This is a genomic window from Bacillus cereus group sp. Bce041, assembly GCF_052646455.1.
In genome coordinates this window covers 33254-48412 of the sequence record NZ_JBQXON010000022.1, presented here as the reverse complement: position 1 = coordinate 48412, position 15159 = coordinate 33254, and the positions used below count along the sequence as shown (strand labels likewise).

The window sequence follows — 15159 nt, the reverse complement described above, 5'->3', positions numbered from 1 at the left end:
GTTCATCCTGAGCCAGGATCAAACTCTCCAATAAAGTTAGTTTGTCTAGCATCTAAAATAAAAATTGACGTTTCACGTTGTTTGTTTCGTTCAGTTTTCAAAGAACTACTTCGTCGCTCAGAAGCGACTTTATCAATATAACATTTCGTTATATTTTCGTCAACAACTTTTTTCAATAAGTTGTTTTTCGTTCGTTTTGTTTGTTACCTTTCGTGGCAACGAATATAAATATACCAGTTTGATTATTAAAATGCAATAGTTTTTCTAATAAAATTTTTAACTTAGTAAAAAAGTATAAAAACAGCACATTTCTTCTATATAAATATAATTTCTCGCACTATCAAGACTTACTATACCCACACAACTCATGCTCAAATAAAAAAAGCTTTGGAGAAATCTCCAAAGCTTAGTCTTGTTTATGGCGCATAGCAGGGAATAATAATACATCACGAATAGATGGTGCATTTGTTAATAACATAACTAGACGATCAATACCGATTCCTAATCCACCCGTAGGAGGCATACCGTACTCAAGAGCTTCAATATAATCGTCATCCATCATATGAGCTTCATCATTACCTTGTTCGCGCTCTTTTAATTGCGCTTCAAAACGTTCTTTTTGATCGATTGGATCATTTAACTCAGTGAATGCATTTGCATGTTCACGCGCAACGATAAATAATTCGAAACGATCTGTAAATCTTGAATCTTCATCATTCTTTTTCGCAAGCGGCGAGATTTCTACCGGATGACCGTAAATAAATGTTGGTTGGATTAATTTATCTTCTACTTTTTGTTCGAAGAATTCATTTATAATATGACCAACTTCCATTGTATCTTTAATTTCTACATTATGTTCTTTTGCAAGCTCACGTGCTTCTTCTACACTCATCGGATTCCAGAAATCAGCTCCAGAGTATTGCTTAATCGCATCTACCATATGAAGACGTGTCCATTCTGGTTCTAGATTAATTTCATAATCACCATACTGGATTGTTGTTGTACCCAGTACTTTTTTCGCGATATGAGCAACCATATCTTCTGTTAACTTCATAATATCTTTATAATCAGCGTATGCTTCATATAATTCAATCATTGTAAACTCAGGGTTATGACGAGTTGATACACCCTCATTACGGAATACACGGCCGATCTCATATACTTTTTCCAAACCACCCACAATAAGACGCTTTAAATGTAGCTCAATTGCGATACGCATATATAATTCCATATCTAACGCATTATGATGTGTAGTGAAAGGACGCGCAGAAGCTCCACCTGCAATTGCATGCATCATAGGTGTTTCCACTTCAAGATAACCGTTGTCATCTAGGTATCTTCTCATCTCACGAATGATTTTACTACGAGTAACGAACGTTTCACGACTTTCCATACTTGTAATTAAGTCTAAGTAACGTTGACGGTAGCGTTGTTCAACATCTTTTAATCCATGGTATTTATCTGGTAATGGACGAAGAGATTTCGTTAATAGCGTAAAGCCTGTTGCTTTTACTGAAAGTTCTCCAACGTTTGTTTTGAACACTTTACCTTCAATACCTACTAAATCACCTAAATCTGCTGTTTTAAATAATTCGTACTCGTCATCTCCAACAGCATCTTTACGAACATAAATTTGAACTTGTCCATGTAAATCTTGAACGTGTGCAAATCCAGCTTTCCCTTTTCCGCGTTTTGTCATAATACGACCAGCGATAGAAACAGCGATTTCCTTCTCCTCTAATTCTTCCTTAGAGAACTCTCCATATAGACTCACTAAATCAGTTGTTGAATTTGTGCGTTCAAATCTTTTACCGAACGGGTCAATTCCTTGTTCACGTAAATTATGTAGCTTTTCACGACGAACAATCAATTGGTCGTTTAATTCTTCGTGGTTCATGTTATCCATGATATTGATATCACTCCAGCTCTATTTAATTTTACAATATATACAGTATAGCATTTTCTACTCAACTAGAAAAACTGCCAGCAACTAACTGGCAGCTCTTCTTTCTTTCACGTAATTATAGGAAGTGTATAGAAGAATGTCAATCTCCTATGTCCATTATTAACCAACGTAAATTGTTTGTTGTTTCGCTTCCACTTCTTCTACAAATGTACCTAACACATTCGCAAGGTCTTCCCGTGTGTTACAAGCATTAATACCATTACGTACACTCGCATTACCACGAACACCTTTTAAATACCAAGCTGCATGTTTTCTCATCTCTCTTACAGCGACACTTTCGTTCTTTAAGTCAATAAGACGATCTAGATGTAACATACATACATCAATTTTCTCGCGCACTGTTGGTTCCGGCATTAATTCACCTGTCTCCAAATACTTTACCGTACGATAAATCATCCACGGATCTCCAAGAGCCGCACGACCAATCATAACACCATCTACACCAATTTCATCAAGCATACGCTTTGCATCTTGCGGCGTTGCGACATCACCATTTCCGATAACCGGGATATTTACAGATTGTTTTACTTGTTTAATAATATCCCAATCCGCTTTTCCTTCATACATTTGCACTCGTGTACGTCCGTGAACCGCCACAGCTTGGCCACCAGCACGCTCAACAGCCCTAGCATTTTCTATTGCGAAAATATGTTCTTCATCCCAACCGATACGCATTTTAACTGTAACCGGCTTTTTTACAGCATCTACAACCGCTGCTACCATTTCATATATTTTATTCGGATCTAAAAGCCACCTTGCCCCCGCATCACATTTAACGATTTTCGGCACTGGACAACCCATATTAATATCAATTATGTCTGCTGTCGTATATTTATCTACATATTTCGCAGCATCTACAAGAGTTTCTTTCTCTCCACCAAAAATTTGTAAACTTAATGGCTTTTCTCTCTCGTCGATATATAACATATCTAATGTTCTTTTATTATTAAGTAATATTGCCTTATCACTTACCATTTCAGCACAAACTAAGCCGGCACCAAATTCTTTTACTGTTAAACGGAATGCAGAGTTACACACTCCCGCCATCGGTGCTAGTACAACCGGATTTTTCATCTCGATATTTGCAATCTTTAACAATCAACCTACTCCTTCCTGTACAATCACTTTGGCATTAATTCCTCTATCGAAACATTTAATGCCTTAGCAACTTCTACTACAAAATCTTGAGAAGGCGATCTATTCCCTCTCTCAACCTCACCTAAAACAGATACAGATACCCCTAGTTCTTTAGCAAAACCTTCTTGTGTATAGCCTTTTAGCTTTCGAAAAGCACGAATGCGTCTTCCCCATTTTTCTGCTTCCATACCGTTACTCCCTCTCGCCTTTTCATTTCTTCTACTTGTGAACGTGAAATGTTTTGTTTTATGTCTTGATTAATCTCTAACAACGGAACGATAACAAAAGCTCTTTCAAACATCCGCGGATGCGGAACAATAAGATTCTCTGCTTCAATATTCTCTTGATTATAAAGTAAAATGTCAAGGTCGATAGTCCTCGGCCCCCACCTAATTTCCCTTTTTCTTCCTAGGTCATTTTCTACTTTTTGTGTTACTTTCAATAACTCTTGTGGTGATAAATTGGTAGAAATTTTTATAACTAAATTTAAAAAGCAACTTTGGTCAGTATAGCCAACTGGCTCAGTTTCATATACAGATGAAATATCATCAACCTGAATATAAGGATTTTTATTTAAAAACTGAATCGCTTCAGTTAGATACGTATAACGCTCTCCAATATTTGACCCTAATGCAATGTAAGCTATATTGTTCATGGACGTTCTCTCGTAATTTCTACTGCTACAGCACGATAATGACCCGGTATCGGTGGATCCGGCTTAATTACCTTAATTGTACAGCGTGAAATACTTTCATATTGTTTTAATATATCTGCAGCAATATTTTCAGCGATACTCTCCACAAGCTTATACTTTCTATCCTCAACAACTTTTCTACATAATTCGAAAAGCTCTCCATAATTGACCGAATGCTCTAAGTCATCACTTTCCCCTGCACGCTTTAAATCCAACTCCACCGTTAAGTCAACTTTAAATCTCTGACCTAATTTATTCTCCTCTGGGAACACACCATGATAACCATAAAACTCCATATCATGGATATAAATTTTATCCAATTACCTTACCCCCTTACCAATCATCGCATCCATCATTTTAGCCATACGCGCCATTTCTTTCACATCATGGACACGAACAAACTCACAGCCCTTTTCAATACCAAGACAAATGGTAGCTCCTGTTCCCTCAAGGCGTTCCTCCACTGGCAAATCTAATACGTGCCCAATAAAGGACTTTCTCGAAGTACCTAAGAGAACTGGATAACCTAGCACATTTAACTGTTCTAAATTACGCATCGCCTCTAAGTTCTGCTCAGGTGTTTTAGCAAAACCGATACCTGGATCTAAAATAATATTCTCATCTGGCACACCAGCATTTTTAGCAATTTTAATACTGTCATACAAATCAGCAATCATATCCGCCATTAAATTACGATAATTCATATTATCGCGGTTATGCATTAAAATGATGGGTACATCATAATGAGCTGCGACTTCAGCAATTTTTGGCTCCGCCTTCGCTCCCCAAATATCATTAATAATATGAGCACCAGCCTCAATTGCTTGCTTTGCAACTTCAGCTTTATATGTATCGATAGATATAGGCAATTTTACTTCTTTTGAAACTGCTTGAATCATCGGGACAACTCGCTTTATTTCTTCTTCTACTGATACTTTAGCAAAACCTGGGCGAGTAGATTCGCCACCAATATCAATAATATGAGCACCTTGACCTTGCATTTCTTTTGCGTGACGTACCGCAGCATCTACCTCGTTGTAACTCCCACCATCAGAAAACGAATCTGGTGTTACATTTAAAATCCCCATAATTAATGTTTTTTCATTTAAATTCAATGTATATTCGCCGCAGCGCAAATCATAATCCCACTTCAAACTACACATCTCCTCTTCGTAATTCATTTCTGCTCCATAATTTCTCTCTTTGCATTCCATAAAGGTACATTAAACTTTTTGTAACCACTCCTACTTTACCCGGGAAATCCTGCGCTTCTATACGATAAAGCGGAACAATTTCTTGAATGGAGTTTGTTACGAAGACTTCATCCGCTGAAAATAGCTCATCTTTTGTAAAGAAACCTTCCTTTACTTCTATATTTAATTCTTCAGCACTCTTTATAATAAACGCACGAGTGATACCATTTAAAATCCCTGTCTCTAACGAAGGTGTATATAAAACATCACCTTTCACAAAAAATAGATTCGAAACAATGCCCTCTGCAACATAACCTGCTTCAGTGAGGAAAATACCTTCCTTACTCACAACATTTCCAATTTCACGCTTCCCTAAAATATTATTTAAATAGTGATGAGACTTCAGGCGAAATGTCCCTTCCGGTGTATTTCGCACTTGTTTTAGAATAACACCTTCTTTTTCCACTACATCCCCTGGAGCTGTTAAAGGTTTTATAAAAACAATAACAGAAGGCTCTTCATACATTTCCGTTTGTAATCCTATTTCATCTATACCCGCCGATACATTAAAACGTACATATGCATGCTTCAATTCATTCTTAGCGAGTAAATCTTTCAAAATAAGCATCACATCATTTTTTGTCATTGTCCATTTAATTTGCAATGTATCCAGCGCCTCTATTAAACGGTTATAATGATCATCCAATAAGAAAGGATGACCATTATAAATACGAAACGTTTCAAAAACTCCAAGACCATATAAATAACCATGATCATAAGGAGAAATTCTCGCTTCACTTGCTTCTACATACTGACCATTTACGTAAATTAACATAATGTCGCACTTGGACTGTATTTACGAATGAAATTCTGCAACAGCTCTTTCCCATGAGAAGTCATAATAGATTCTGGATGGAATTGCACACCCTCTATCGGTAATGTCTTATGACGAAGTGCCATAATTTCCCCTTCCTCTGTCCAAGATGTTACCTCTAAGCAATCGGGTAACGTCTCTTTCTTAACAATAAGGGAATGATAGCGCGTCGCAGTAAACGGATTAGGAATATCCGAAAAAATCGTCTTTCCATCATGATGCATAAGCGACGTTTTCCCATGCATTAATCGCTCTGCACGGACAACCTCTCCCCCAAACACTTGTGCAATAGATTGATGCCCTAGACAAACACCAAAAATCGGAGTCTTTCCAGCAAAGTATTTAATAGCTTCCATACTAATCCCAGCTTCATTAGGACTACATGGGCCTGGAGAAATCATTAGAAAATCTGGTTTCATATTCTCAATATCTGAAATGGTCACTTCATCGTTACGTTTAACAACGAGCTCTTGTCCAAGTTCTCCAAGAAACTGCACTAAATTAAATGTAAAAGAATCATAATTATCAATCATTAATATCATTTCTCTCACCTAACCGTTTCTTCGCTACGTTCTTTTGCACGCCATAAAGCAATCGCCTTTTTTAACGACTCTTTATATTCATTTTCCGGATTTGAATCAATTACAATTCCCGCCCCTGCTTGTACATGAGCTTTTCCATCTTTAGCAAGAAGTGTTCTAATTACAATATTCAATTCTGTATCTCCAGAATAACCCATCCAACCGATTGAACCTGTATAAATCCCTCTTCGAACAGGTTCTAATTCCTCAATAATTTCCATCGTACGTATTTTTGGGGCACCAGTAATTGTTCCCCCAGGGAATACAGCCTTCACTAAATCAAAAGCATCTTTATCTTCTTCCACCTCACCACGTACATTAGAAACAATATGCATAACATGCGAGTATTTCTCAATTACCATAAATTCATCTACTTCTACAGTGCCATATTTACAAACACGTCCTAAATCATTTCTTTCTAAATCCACAAGCATTACATGCTCTGCTCTTTCTTTTTCGTTCTCAATTAATTCTCTTGCTAATTCTTCATCCTCTTGCTCATCCGCGCCTCTAGATCTCGTTCCAGCAATTGGTCTTGTACTTACTTCAGTTCCTTGTTTCTTAATTAACAACTCTGGCGATCCACTAACGATTTGAAAATCCCCAAGCTCCAGGTAACCCATATATGGAGATGGATTAATTTCACGAAGACTTGTATAAATTTCTAGTGGGTGTGTCTGTAACGTTCTTTCTTGTCTCGTCGACAAGTTTACTTGGAACACATCACCCGCTCCAATATATTCTTGAATACATTCAACTGCCTTCATAAAGCCAGCTTCAGTAAAAGCAACTGCTTCACTTTTCTTTTCAGGACTTTCAAAGGGCACGGTCACTTCAGGCGCTTCTGTCATCCAAAGACTCTTCCACTCATTTAGCCGTTCTTTCGCCTCTTCATATTTATCTACATAATGCGTAATAACCCATAACACTTGTTCTTTTTGATCATAGACAAATACGTCATCAAATAATAAAAAGAAGATGTCAGGTATATTAATATCATCTTCCGCAAGAGAAGGTAGCTTTTCAATATAACGGATACAATCATAACTGAAATAGCCAATTGCACCACCTTGAAAAGGCGGATACTCTGGGTTATAGTCCGTCTTCCATTGTTCCATATATTCTTGCATTAAATCTAACGGATTCCCTCGTTTTATTGTTTCCTTACCACTTTCACTTATATGTAACGTTTCATCCTTCCCTCGAATTACCGCTACTGGGTTCAGCCCTACAATGTTATAACGACCGCCACGGCCGCTTTCTAACAAAATATGTTGCGATTTACCCTGAGAAAGAAATTTATATTGCTTAAAGAAATCTAACTGATATGGAATAGAAAGCGCTAAAGATTTTCTTCGTTGCATATCAACACCCCGTCTTCTTTTATCCCACCCTCTTAGATAAACCAGCTCAAACTACATAAGTTATTTATATAGAGATTGATTATACTCGAAGGCTAGTGAAAATAATTTAATTATACTACCTCTTATTTTACATGAAGTTTTCTAGTCATTCACTCTTTTCCTATTTCCAATCCCAAAAGAAAAAGCACCCTTTTTCAAGGATGCTTTTTCAATCGCGTTTAATTAGGATTCAAATTGATAAAGTGGTGTACTTAAATAACGTTCACCGTTACTCGGGATAATAACAAGTACCTTTTTCCCTTTACCTAACTTTTTCGCAACCTCTGTTGCTGCATAAATAACTGCGCCTGAAGAGATACCAACTAAAATACCTTCCTCTTTAGCCACTCTTCTCGCATATTCGAATGCTTGCTCTGTTTTCACTTGAATAATTTCATCATATACTTCTACATCCAACGTCTCCGGAACAAATCCCGCCCCAATTCCTTGGATTTTATGTGGACCTGGCTTCCCACCAGATAATACTGGTGAATCTGCAGGTTCTACTGCATAAATTTTAATATCTTTATACGCTTCCTTCAGTACTTCACCAGCACCAGTAATCGTTCCACCTGTACCAATACCTGCAATAAACGCATCTAATTGGTCGCCCATTTGTTCAATAATTTCTGGACCTGTTGTTAAACGGTGAATTTCTGGATTCGATTGGTTTTTGAACTGTTGTGGTATAAAGTAGCCATGTTCTTTTGCTAATTCAGTCGCTTTACGAATTGCTCCACCCATTCCTTCAGGCCCTGGAGTCAATACTAATTCCGCACCGTAAGCACGTAATAAATTACGACGCTCAATACTCATTGTTTCTGGCATTACTAAGATTGCATTATATCCTTTAGCAGCCGCTACCATCGCTAAACCAATTCCTGTGTTACCACTTGTCGGCTCAATGATAGTATCGTCCTCTTTTAATAATCCCTTTTTTTCAGCATCTTCAATCATAGCTAATGCGATACGATCTTTAACACTACTCCCCGGATTCATAAATTCTAATTTTAAGTATATATCTGCGCTGTCTGATTCTACGATGCGGTTCAACTTAACGATCGGCGTTTTCCCGATTAATTCTGAAACTGATTGTGCCACTCGCATTCCTGTCACTCCTAACACCGAGTATTTTTATTGGTTTTATCTATATTTAGATTTTGTCAGAAAATTCCCTGTTTGTCAATTCATTAAGAGGATTGCTCCTCTTAATTCCCTTATTACAAATTCTCGATTAAATTTGTAATATCTTCTTTAGAGAACTTGTATCGTTCATTACAGAAATGACAGTGAACTTCTGTCTCTTCCTCTTCTTCACGAACTTGCTCTAACTCTGTTTTACCTAAACTAATTAATACACTCTCAATACGCTCGCGTGAGCATGTGCAATTAAATTGAACATCCATTGTTTCTAATACTTTTACTTTATCTTCTCCAAGAACTGCATATAGTAGCTCTTCCGGAGAAAGACCTTGTTCAATCAACGTTGATACAGGTGGAATCTTTTGTAAACGGTCTTCAATAAATGAAATCGTTTCATCTTGCGCACCCGGCATAATTTGAAGGATGAATCCACCTGCCGCTAATATGCTATCATCTCCATTTACAAGAACACCAACACCTACAGAAGAAGGCGTTTGTTCAGAAACTGCAAAATAATACGTAAAGTCTTCTCCTAATTCTCCTGAAACGATTGGAGATTGACCAATAAACGGCTCACGCATTCCAATATCTTTAATTACAGTTACAAACCCCTCTGTACCTACCGCTTGATATACACGTAACTTCCCTTGTTCTGTTCCTTCAAAATCAACATGCGGATTCGTTACATAACCACGTACATCTCCATTTGCATGAGCATCTACTAAGATAGGGCCAATTGGACCGTTACCTTCTACCTTAATCGTTAACTTTTGCTCACCCTTTAACATTGCGCCCATCATTGTACCCGCAGTCAAAGAACGCCCTAGTGCCGCTGAAGCTGTTCTCCATGTATCATGACGTCTTTGCGCCTCACTTACTGTATTTGTTGTACGTACACTATACGCACGCACTTCTCCATCAAATGCTAACGCTTTTACTAAATAATCTTTCATACGTATTTATTCACCTTTCTCATGCTGTAAATTTGCATTACGTTCATATAACATATACAAACCTTTTAACGTTAAAAACGGATCTACAATATCAATTACATTCGATTCTTCGGAAATTAATTTTGCCAATCCACCTGTTGCAATAACTTTAGGTTCTTGTCTAGCTTCTTCTTTCATACGCTTAACAATACCTTCCACTTGTCCAACATAACCATAAAGGATACCAGATTGCATCGCACTTACTGTATTTTTCCCAACAACACTGCTTGGTTTTGTAATTTCGATACGAGGAAGTTTTGCTGCTCTGCTATATAAAGCCTCTGCTGAAATCATAATTCCTGGCGTAATAACTCCACCCATATAATGTTTTTCTTCGTTAATATAACAATATGTAGTAGCCGTACCAAAATCAACAATAATGAGCGGACTTCCATATAAGTGGATTCCTGCTACTGCATTTACAATTCGGTCTGCGCCTACTTCACGCGGATTTTCATATTTAATATTTAGTCCTGTTTTTATCCCAGGCCCTACTACAAGCGGTTTAATTTTAAAATATTTTTCACACATGCGCTCTAAAGCAAACATAATTGGTGGTACGACTGAAGACACAATAATACCTTTCACATCTTCAAACGAAAGACCCTCATGCTCAAGCAATTGCTTTACAAGCATTCCATATTCATCTTCTGTCTTATGACGATCTGTTTCCATGCGCCAATGCTGACGAAGTTCCCCCTCTTCAAACACACCTAGTACAGCATTTGTGTTCCCTACATCCAATACAAAAATCATATTCTCACCACTTATCTTATTTAATCTATATTTGTGCAGTATGTATAAAACTTATAAAAACATCATATCACACATACTTATATAATCAGCTTTCCTATCCTCATCATTTTACAAAAAGATTGCTCTCTATTTCAATTTTTAATACTAGTTTTACTTAAATTACTTTATCCACTAAGTTCTCAATAGTAATTAACAAAGATTTTAACAAACAAAAAAGGAGTGACGATAGTCACTCCTTCACTTCTTACTTATCTTCTTTATCTTCATCGTCTTTCTTCATGTTGATGTTTACTTTCACATCATCTGAAGATGTTGTACGTTCTGGCAATCTGCCGTAATCACATAAATGATTGATTTGCTCTGCATCTAACGTTTCTACTTCAAGTAACGTTTGTGCGATAATATCTAGTTTATCACGGTTTTCAGTAAGAATTTGTTTTGCACGAGCATAACATTCTTTCATAATTGATTGCATTTCCATATCGATTTCATGTGCAATCGCATCACTATAGTTTTGTTCTGAGTGGAAGTCTCTTCCTAAGAACACTTGACCACCTTGCGAGCTACCAAATTGCATCGGTCCAAGTTTGTCACTCATACCAAATTCCGTAACCATACGTCTTGCAATACCAGTCGCACGTTGGAAGTCATTATGAGCACCTGTACTCACTTCACCAAATACAATCTCCTCAGCTACTCGGCCACCAAGTAAACCAGTGATTTTATCAAGTAACTCTGGTTTCGTCATGAAGTAACGATCTTCTTTCGGAAGCATTACCGCATATCCACCAGCCTGACCACGAGGGACAATTGTTACTTTATGAACGACATCTGCTTCATCGAGAACAACACCAATTACAGTATGACCTGCTTCATGGAAAGCAACGATATTACGTTCTTTTTCAGAGATAACACGACTTTTCTTAGCTGGACCTGCAATAACACGATCCGTCGCTTCATCGATATCACTCATATCAATTTTCTTCTTATCTTGACGTGCAGCTACTAAAGCAGCTTCGTTTAATAAGTTTTCAAGATCCGCACCAGAGAATCCTGGTGTACGAGTCGCAATTGCTCTTAAATTAATATGCTCATCAAGTGGTTTATTACGCGCATGTACTTTCAGTACAGCTTCACGGCCATTTACATCTGGACGATCTACTGTAATTTGACGGTCAAAACGACCTGGACGTAATAACGCTGGGTCAAGAATGTCTGGACGGTTTGTCGCAGCAACGATAATAATACCTTCGTTTGCACCGAATCCATCCATTTCAACAAGTAATTGGTTCAATGTTTGCTCACGCTCATCATGACCACCACCAAGACCTGCGCCACGTTGACGACCTACTGCATCAATTTCATCAATGAAAATGATACAAGGAGCATTTTTCTTTGCATTTTCAAATAAATCACGTACACGTGATGCACCGACACCGACAAACATCTCTACGAAGTCAGAACCACTGATAGAGAAGAATGGAACGCCAGCCTCACCTGCAACAGCACGTGCTAATAAAGTTTTACCTGTACCTGGAGGTCCAACTAATAGGACACCCTTTGGAATACGAGCACCAACTTCAGAGAACTTACGAGGGTCTTTCAAGAATTCAACTACCTCAACAAGTTCTTGTTTCTCTTCATCCGCACCAGCAACATCTCTGAAACGAACTTTTTTCTTTTCATCATTATATAACTTCGCCTTACTTTTCCCGAAGTTCATAACACGGCTACCGCCGCCTTGAGCTTGGTTTAATAAGAAGAAGAATAAAATGAAGATGATGACAAATGGAATGATTGAAGTAAAGAATGTTACCCAAGCACTTGTTTCTTCTGCTGGTTGATACTTAACTTCGGCACCTTTCGCTTTATCATTAATTTTCTTTTGTAATTCCTCAGTATTTGGTGCATAAGTAACAAATTGTTCTCCTTGGCTAGAGTTATTAAATTGTCCTTTTACCTCAAATACACCATTTTTCGGTTGAAGTTGCACATTACGCACTTCACCGCTTTCTAGTTTAGTAATGAATTTGTCGTAGCTAACTGATGTCGTTTTTTGTGTCGAACCATTAAAATAGCTCACGATTCCAATTACTACTAAGAATATCAGTAAATAAAAGATGGTATTACGGAAGATACGATTCATTCCTAACCTCCTCTCACGGCATAAACACTATAGTAAATCGTAACATAGAAAAACTTTCCTATACAATTGTGAAGCCTATATTTAATTAATTTGAGTAAACGCTTGGTTTTAATACGCCTACATAAGGAAGATTACGGTATTGCTCTTTATAATCTAATCCATATCCTACTACAAATTCATGTGGAACAGTAAATCCAACATAATCCGCTTTCAGATCAACCTTACGGCCTGTTGGCTTATCTAATAATGTAACAATTTTTACAGACTTCGCTTTACGATATTTGAATAAGTCTACTAAGTAGCTTAGTGTAAGACCACTATCAATAATATCTTCGACGATTAAAATATCGCGACCTTCTACAGAAGTATCAAGATCTTTTAAAATTTTCACTTCGCCTGTTGAAACTGTAGAGTGACCGTAACTAGATACAGCCATAAAATCCATTTCAAGATATGTATCTGTTCTCTTTAATAAATCTGCCATGAATGGCATTGCGCCTTTTAGTACACCAATTGCAAGAGGTACTGTGTTTTTATAATCCTCTGCAATAATTGCACCTAGTTCGCGCACCTTTTCTTGTATTTGCTCTTCAGAAATTAATACTTTTTCGATATCTTGATTCATCATTTCATTATCCTCCCGGAAGACTCCTTGCTTTTGTAGTGAATAATCATATATTTATCCTTCTTTGCCATCTCTTTCGAAATTGCAAATGCAGATCGTTTCAACAAGGGTACCCAAATAATAGTCCCACTTGCATCACAAACGACCGGCCATTCTTCTCTTTTTTCTTTCGGTACTTTCGCTTCGATAAAAATAGCTTTTATCTTTTTCGTGCCATTCATACCTTGTATTGACATGCGATCTCCATTTTCTCTAGAACGAATACGAAGTGGATATGATATATCATTATACTTAGCAACAAATACTGTTTCATTCATGTTACTTGGTATATCTTCGCTCACCTCTGTTACAAATTCATCCCCGTTCAATAGCGTAATGGTCCCGGGTACTAATAAATCTTGTGAAAAAGGAGAGACAATTTCTTGTTTAAATCTAAAGCTACACTCCTCGTATGAACGAACAATTTTCAAATCACCCGGAAAATCAAGTGAACCTGAAGGTTGTGTCCGCTTAAAAAACTCAATCAACTTGTCAATATGTATAGAAGAAAGAGAAGATGGAATCTTATATTCATAAAGATAGTTTAATATTAGTTGAATCCCTCTTCTTTGTAAAGGCATAGACATGGATTCAAAGGCAGGAATTGATAAGCTAATTTGTTTATCACTTTTTTTTGTAATTACTTTATTCATTTTCTCAAAAGCTAATTCCTGCAAATAAGCCTCATCCTCTTGCATCTGCACGCTAAATTTTTGGAATTTCTCATGCATTTGTGGATTTTCTTCTTTCAAATGAGGAAGGACATATTTACGTAATCGATTCCTTGTATATACTTCCTTTTTATTACTCGGATCTATACGTGGCATTAAATTTAGCTTATTACAGTAATCAACAATTTCTTCCTTCGTTACGCCAAGTAACGGCCTAATTAAATATCCATTATGAAAAGGACGCTTCACTGCAATTCCTGCATATCCTTTCGGAGTACTCCCTCTTACAAGACGCATTAAAATTGTCTCGACTTGATCATCTCCATGATGTCCAAGAGCAACATATCTCGCATCATATTTCTTCATTATTCTTTCCAAAAATGCATATCTGCATTCTCTCGCAGCAACCTGTGCATTCATTCCGTATTGCTGTTGATATTGTGATACATTAATCCTTATCGTTTCACAAATAATTCCCAGTTCTTCACAAAGGCCCTGCACAAACTGTAAATCCTCATAAGATTCATCACCTCTAAACATATGATCCACATGAGCAACTACAATTTCCAACTGTTTTTCCGCTCTTTTTTCTAATAAATAATATAAAAGCGCTAACGAGTCAGGACCACCAGAAACTCCCACAACAATTGTTGAATCATTCTTTAATACATCATGCTGCTTTACAAAGTCATCTACTTTTTCAACAAATGTATCTTTCAACTTCGCAATCACCTTTCATTAAACAAGAACAGCAACCTTAGTCACCTTGTCTACAATGGTACAACTTTTACAAACATTGTGCAAAAAAAAGATATACAAAAATTACATTTTTATCTTACATCCTCCGTGTATATTCACAAAATTAATAACATTACCTTTTCCCACAAAAAAACCTAGGTATTTACCTAGGTTTTTAAAATCAAATTATAGATAAACATT

General features: G+C 37.0%; 15 protein-coding genes. All 15 read right to left on the bottom strand.

The window, feature by feature from the left end:
* Positions 1 to 406 precede the first annotated feature (406 nt).
* Positions 407 to 1906 (bottom strand): lysine--tRNA ligase, encoded by a 1500-nt coding sequence (gene lysS, locus ACUN13_RS29895; protein WP_000369669.1) that lies wholly within the window; start codon positions 1904 to 1906, stop codon positions 407 to 409.
* Between the two features lie 159 nt (positions 1907 to 2065).
* Positions 2066 to 3064, bottom strand: coding sequence for a tRNA dihydrouridine synthase DusB (gene dusB / locus ACUN13_RS29890; RefSeq protein ID WP_445424146.1), 999 nt, complete (start codon positions 3062 to 3064; stop codon positions 2066 to 2068).
* Between the two features lie 23 nt (positions 3065 to 3087).
* Positions 3088 to 3291 carry a helix-turn-helix domain-containing protein gene (locus ACUN13_RS29885; RefSeq protein ID WP_000387031.1) on the bottom strand — a complete coding sequence of 68 codons (204 nt, stop codon included), beginning with the start codon at positions 3289 to 3291 and terminating at the stop codon, positions 3088 to 3090.
* Positions 3243 to 3758 (bottom strand): 2-amino-4-hydroxy-6-hydroxymethyldihydropteridine diphosphokinase, encoded by a 516-nt coding sequence (folK, locus tag ACUN13_RS29880; RefSeq protein ID WP_001059450.1) that lies wholly within the window; start codon positions 3756 to 3758, stop codon positions 3243 to 3245. The genes ACUN13_RS29885 and folK overlap by 49 nt, the downstream gene beginning before the upstream one ends.
* On the bottom strand, positions 3755 to 4117 hold the full coding sequence (folB, locus tag ACUN13_RS29875) for a dihydroneopterin aldolase (protein ID WP_000358062.1): 363 nt from the start codon (positions 4115 to 4117) through the stop codon (positions 3755 to 3757). Before folB ends, folK begins: the two co-directional genes overlap by 4 nt.
* Positions 4118 to 4978, bottom strand: a complete 861-nt coding sequence (gene folP / locus ACUN13_RS29870) for a dihydropteroate synthase (protein WP_140158308.1) — start codon at positions 4976 to 4978, stop codon at positions 4118 to 4120.
* The gene (gene pabC / locus ACUN13_RS29865; protein ID WP_086404255.1) at positions 4953 to 5825 is read right to left on the bottom strand and encodes an aminodeoxychorismate lyase; all 873 of its coding nucleotides are present in this window, start codon (positions 5823 to 5825) and stop codon (positions 4953 to 4955) included. The genes folP and pabC overlap by 26 nt, the downstream gene beginning before the upstream one ends.
* Positions 5819 to 6406, bottom strand: coding sequence for an aminodeoxychorismate/anthranilate synthase component II (pabA, locus tag ACUN13_RS29860; RefSeq protein ID WP_000602290.1), 588 nt, complete (start codon positions 6404 to 6406; stop codon positions 5819 to 5821). Before pabA ends, pabC begins: the two co-directional genes overlap by 7 nt.
* Positions 6407 to 6411: 5 nt before the next feature.
* Positions 6412 to 7809 carry an aminodeoxychorismate synthase component I gene (gene pabB / locus ACUN13_RS29855; protein WP_445424145.1) on the bottom strand — a complete coding sequence of 466 codons (1398 nt, stop codon included), beginning with the start codon at positions 7807 to 7809 and terminating at the stop codon, positions 6412 to 6414.
* A 222-nt stretch (positions 7810 to 8031) separates the two neighbouring features.
* A complete protein-coding gene (cysK, locus tag ACUN13_RS29850; RefSeq protein WP_025689126.1) occupies positions 8032 to 8955 on the bottom strand; it encodes a cysteine synthase A in 924 nt (307 codons plus the stop codon).
* Between the two features lie 113 nt (positions 8956 to 9068).
* Positions 9069 to 9944 (bottom strand): redox-regulated molecular chaperone HslO, encoded by an 876-nt coding sequence (gene hslO / locus ACUN13_RS29845; protein WP_000656372.1) that lies wholly within the window; start codon positions 9942 to 9944, stop codon positions 9069 to 9071.
* A 6-nt stretch (positions 9945 to 9950) separates the two neighbouring features.
* A complete protein-coding gene (locus ACUN13_RS29840; RefSeq protein WP_000578368.1) occupies positions 9951 to 10739 on the bottom strand; it encodes a type III pantothenate kinase in 789 nt (262 codons plus the stop codon).
* 244 nt (positions 10740 to 10983) lie between these two features.
* Positions 10984 to 12885: an ATP-dependent zinc metalloprotease FtsH gene (gene ftsH, locus ACUN13_RS29835; protein WP_445424144.1), complete on the bottom strand. Its 1902-nt coding sequence runs from the start codon at positions 12883 to 12885 to the stop codon at positions 10984 to 10986.
* Between the two features lie 85 nt (positions 12886 to 12970).
* Positions 12971 to 13513 carry a hypoxanthine phosphoribosyltransferase gene (hpt, locus tag ACUN13_RS29830; protein ID WP_000981842.1) on the bottom strand — a complete coding sequence of 181 codons (543 nt, stop codon included), beginning with the start codon at positions 13511 to 13513 and terminating at the stop codon, positions 12971 to 12973.
* Positions 13510 to 14940: a tRNA lysidine(34) synthetase TilS gene (gene tilS, locus ACUN13_RS29825; RefSeq protein WP_000655463.1), complete on the bottom strand. Its 1431-nt coding sequence runs from the start codon at positions 14938 to 14940 to the stop codon at positions 13510 to 13512. The genes hpt and tilS overlap by 4 nt, the downstream gene beginning before the upstream one ends.
* Positions 14941 to 15159: the final 219 nt, after the last annotated feature.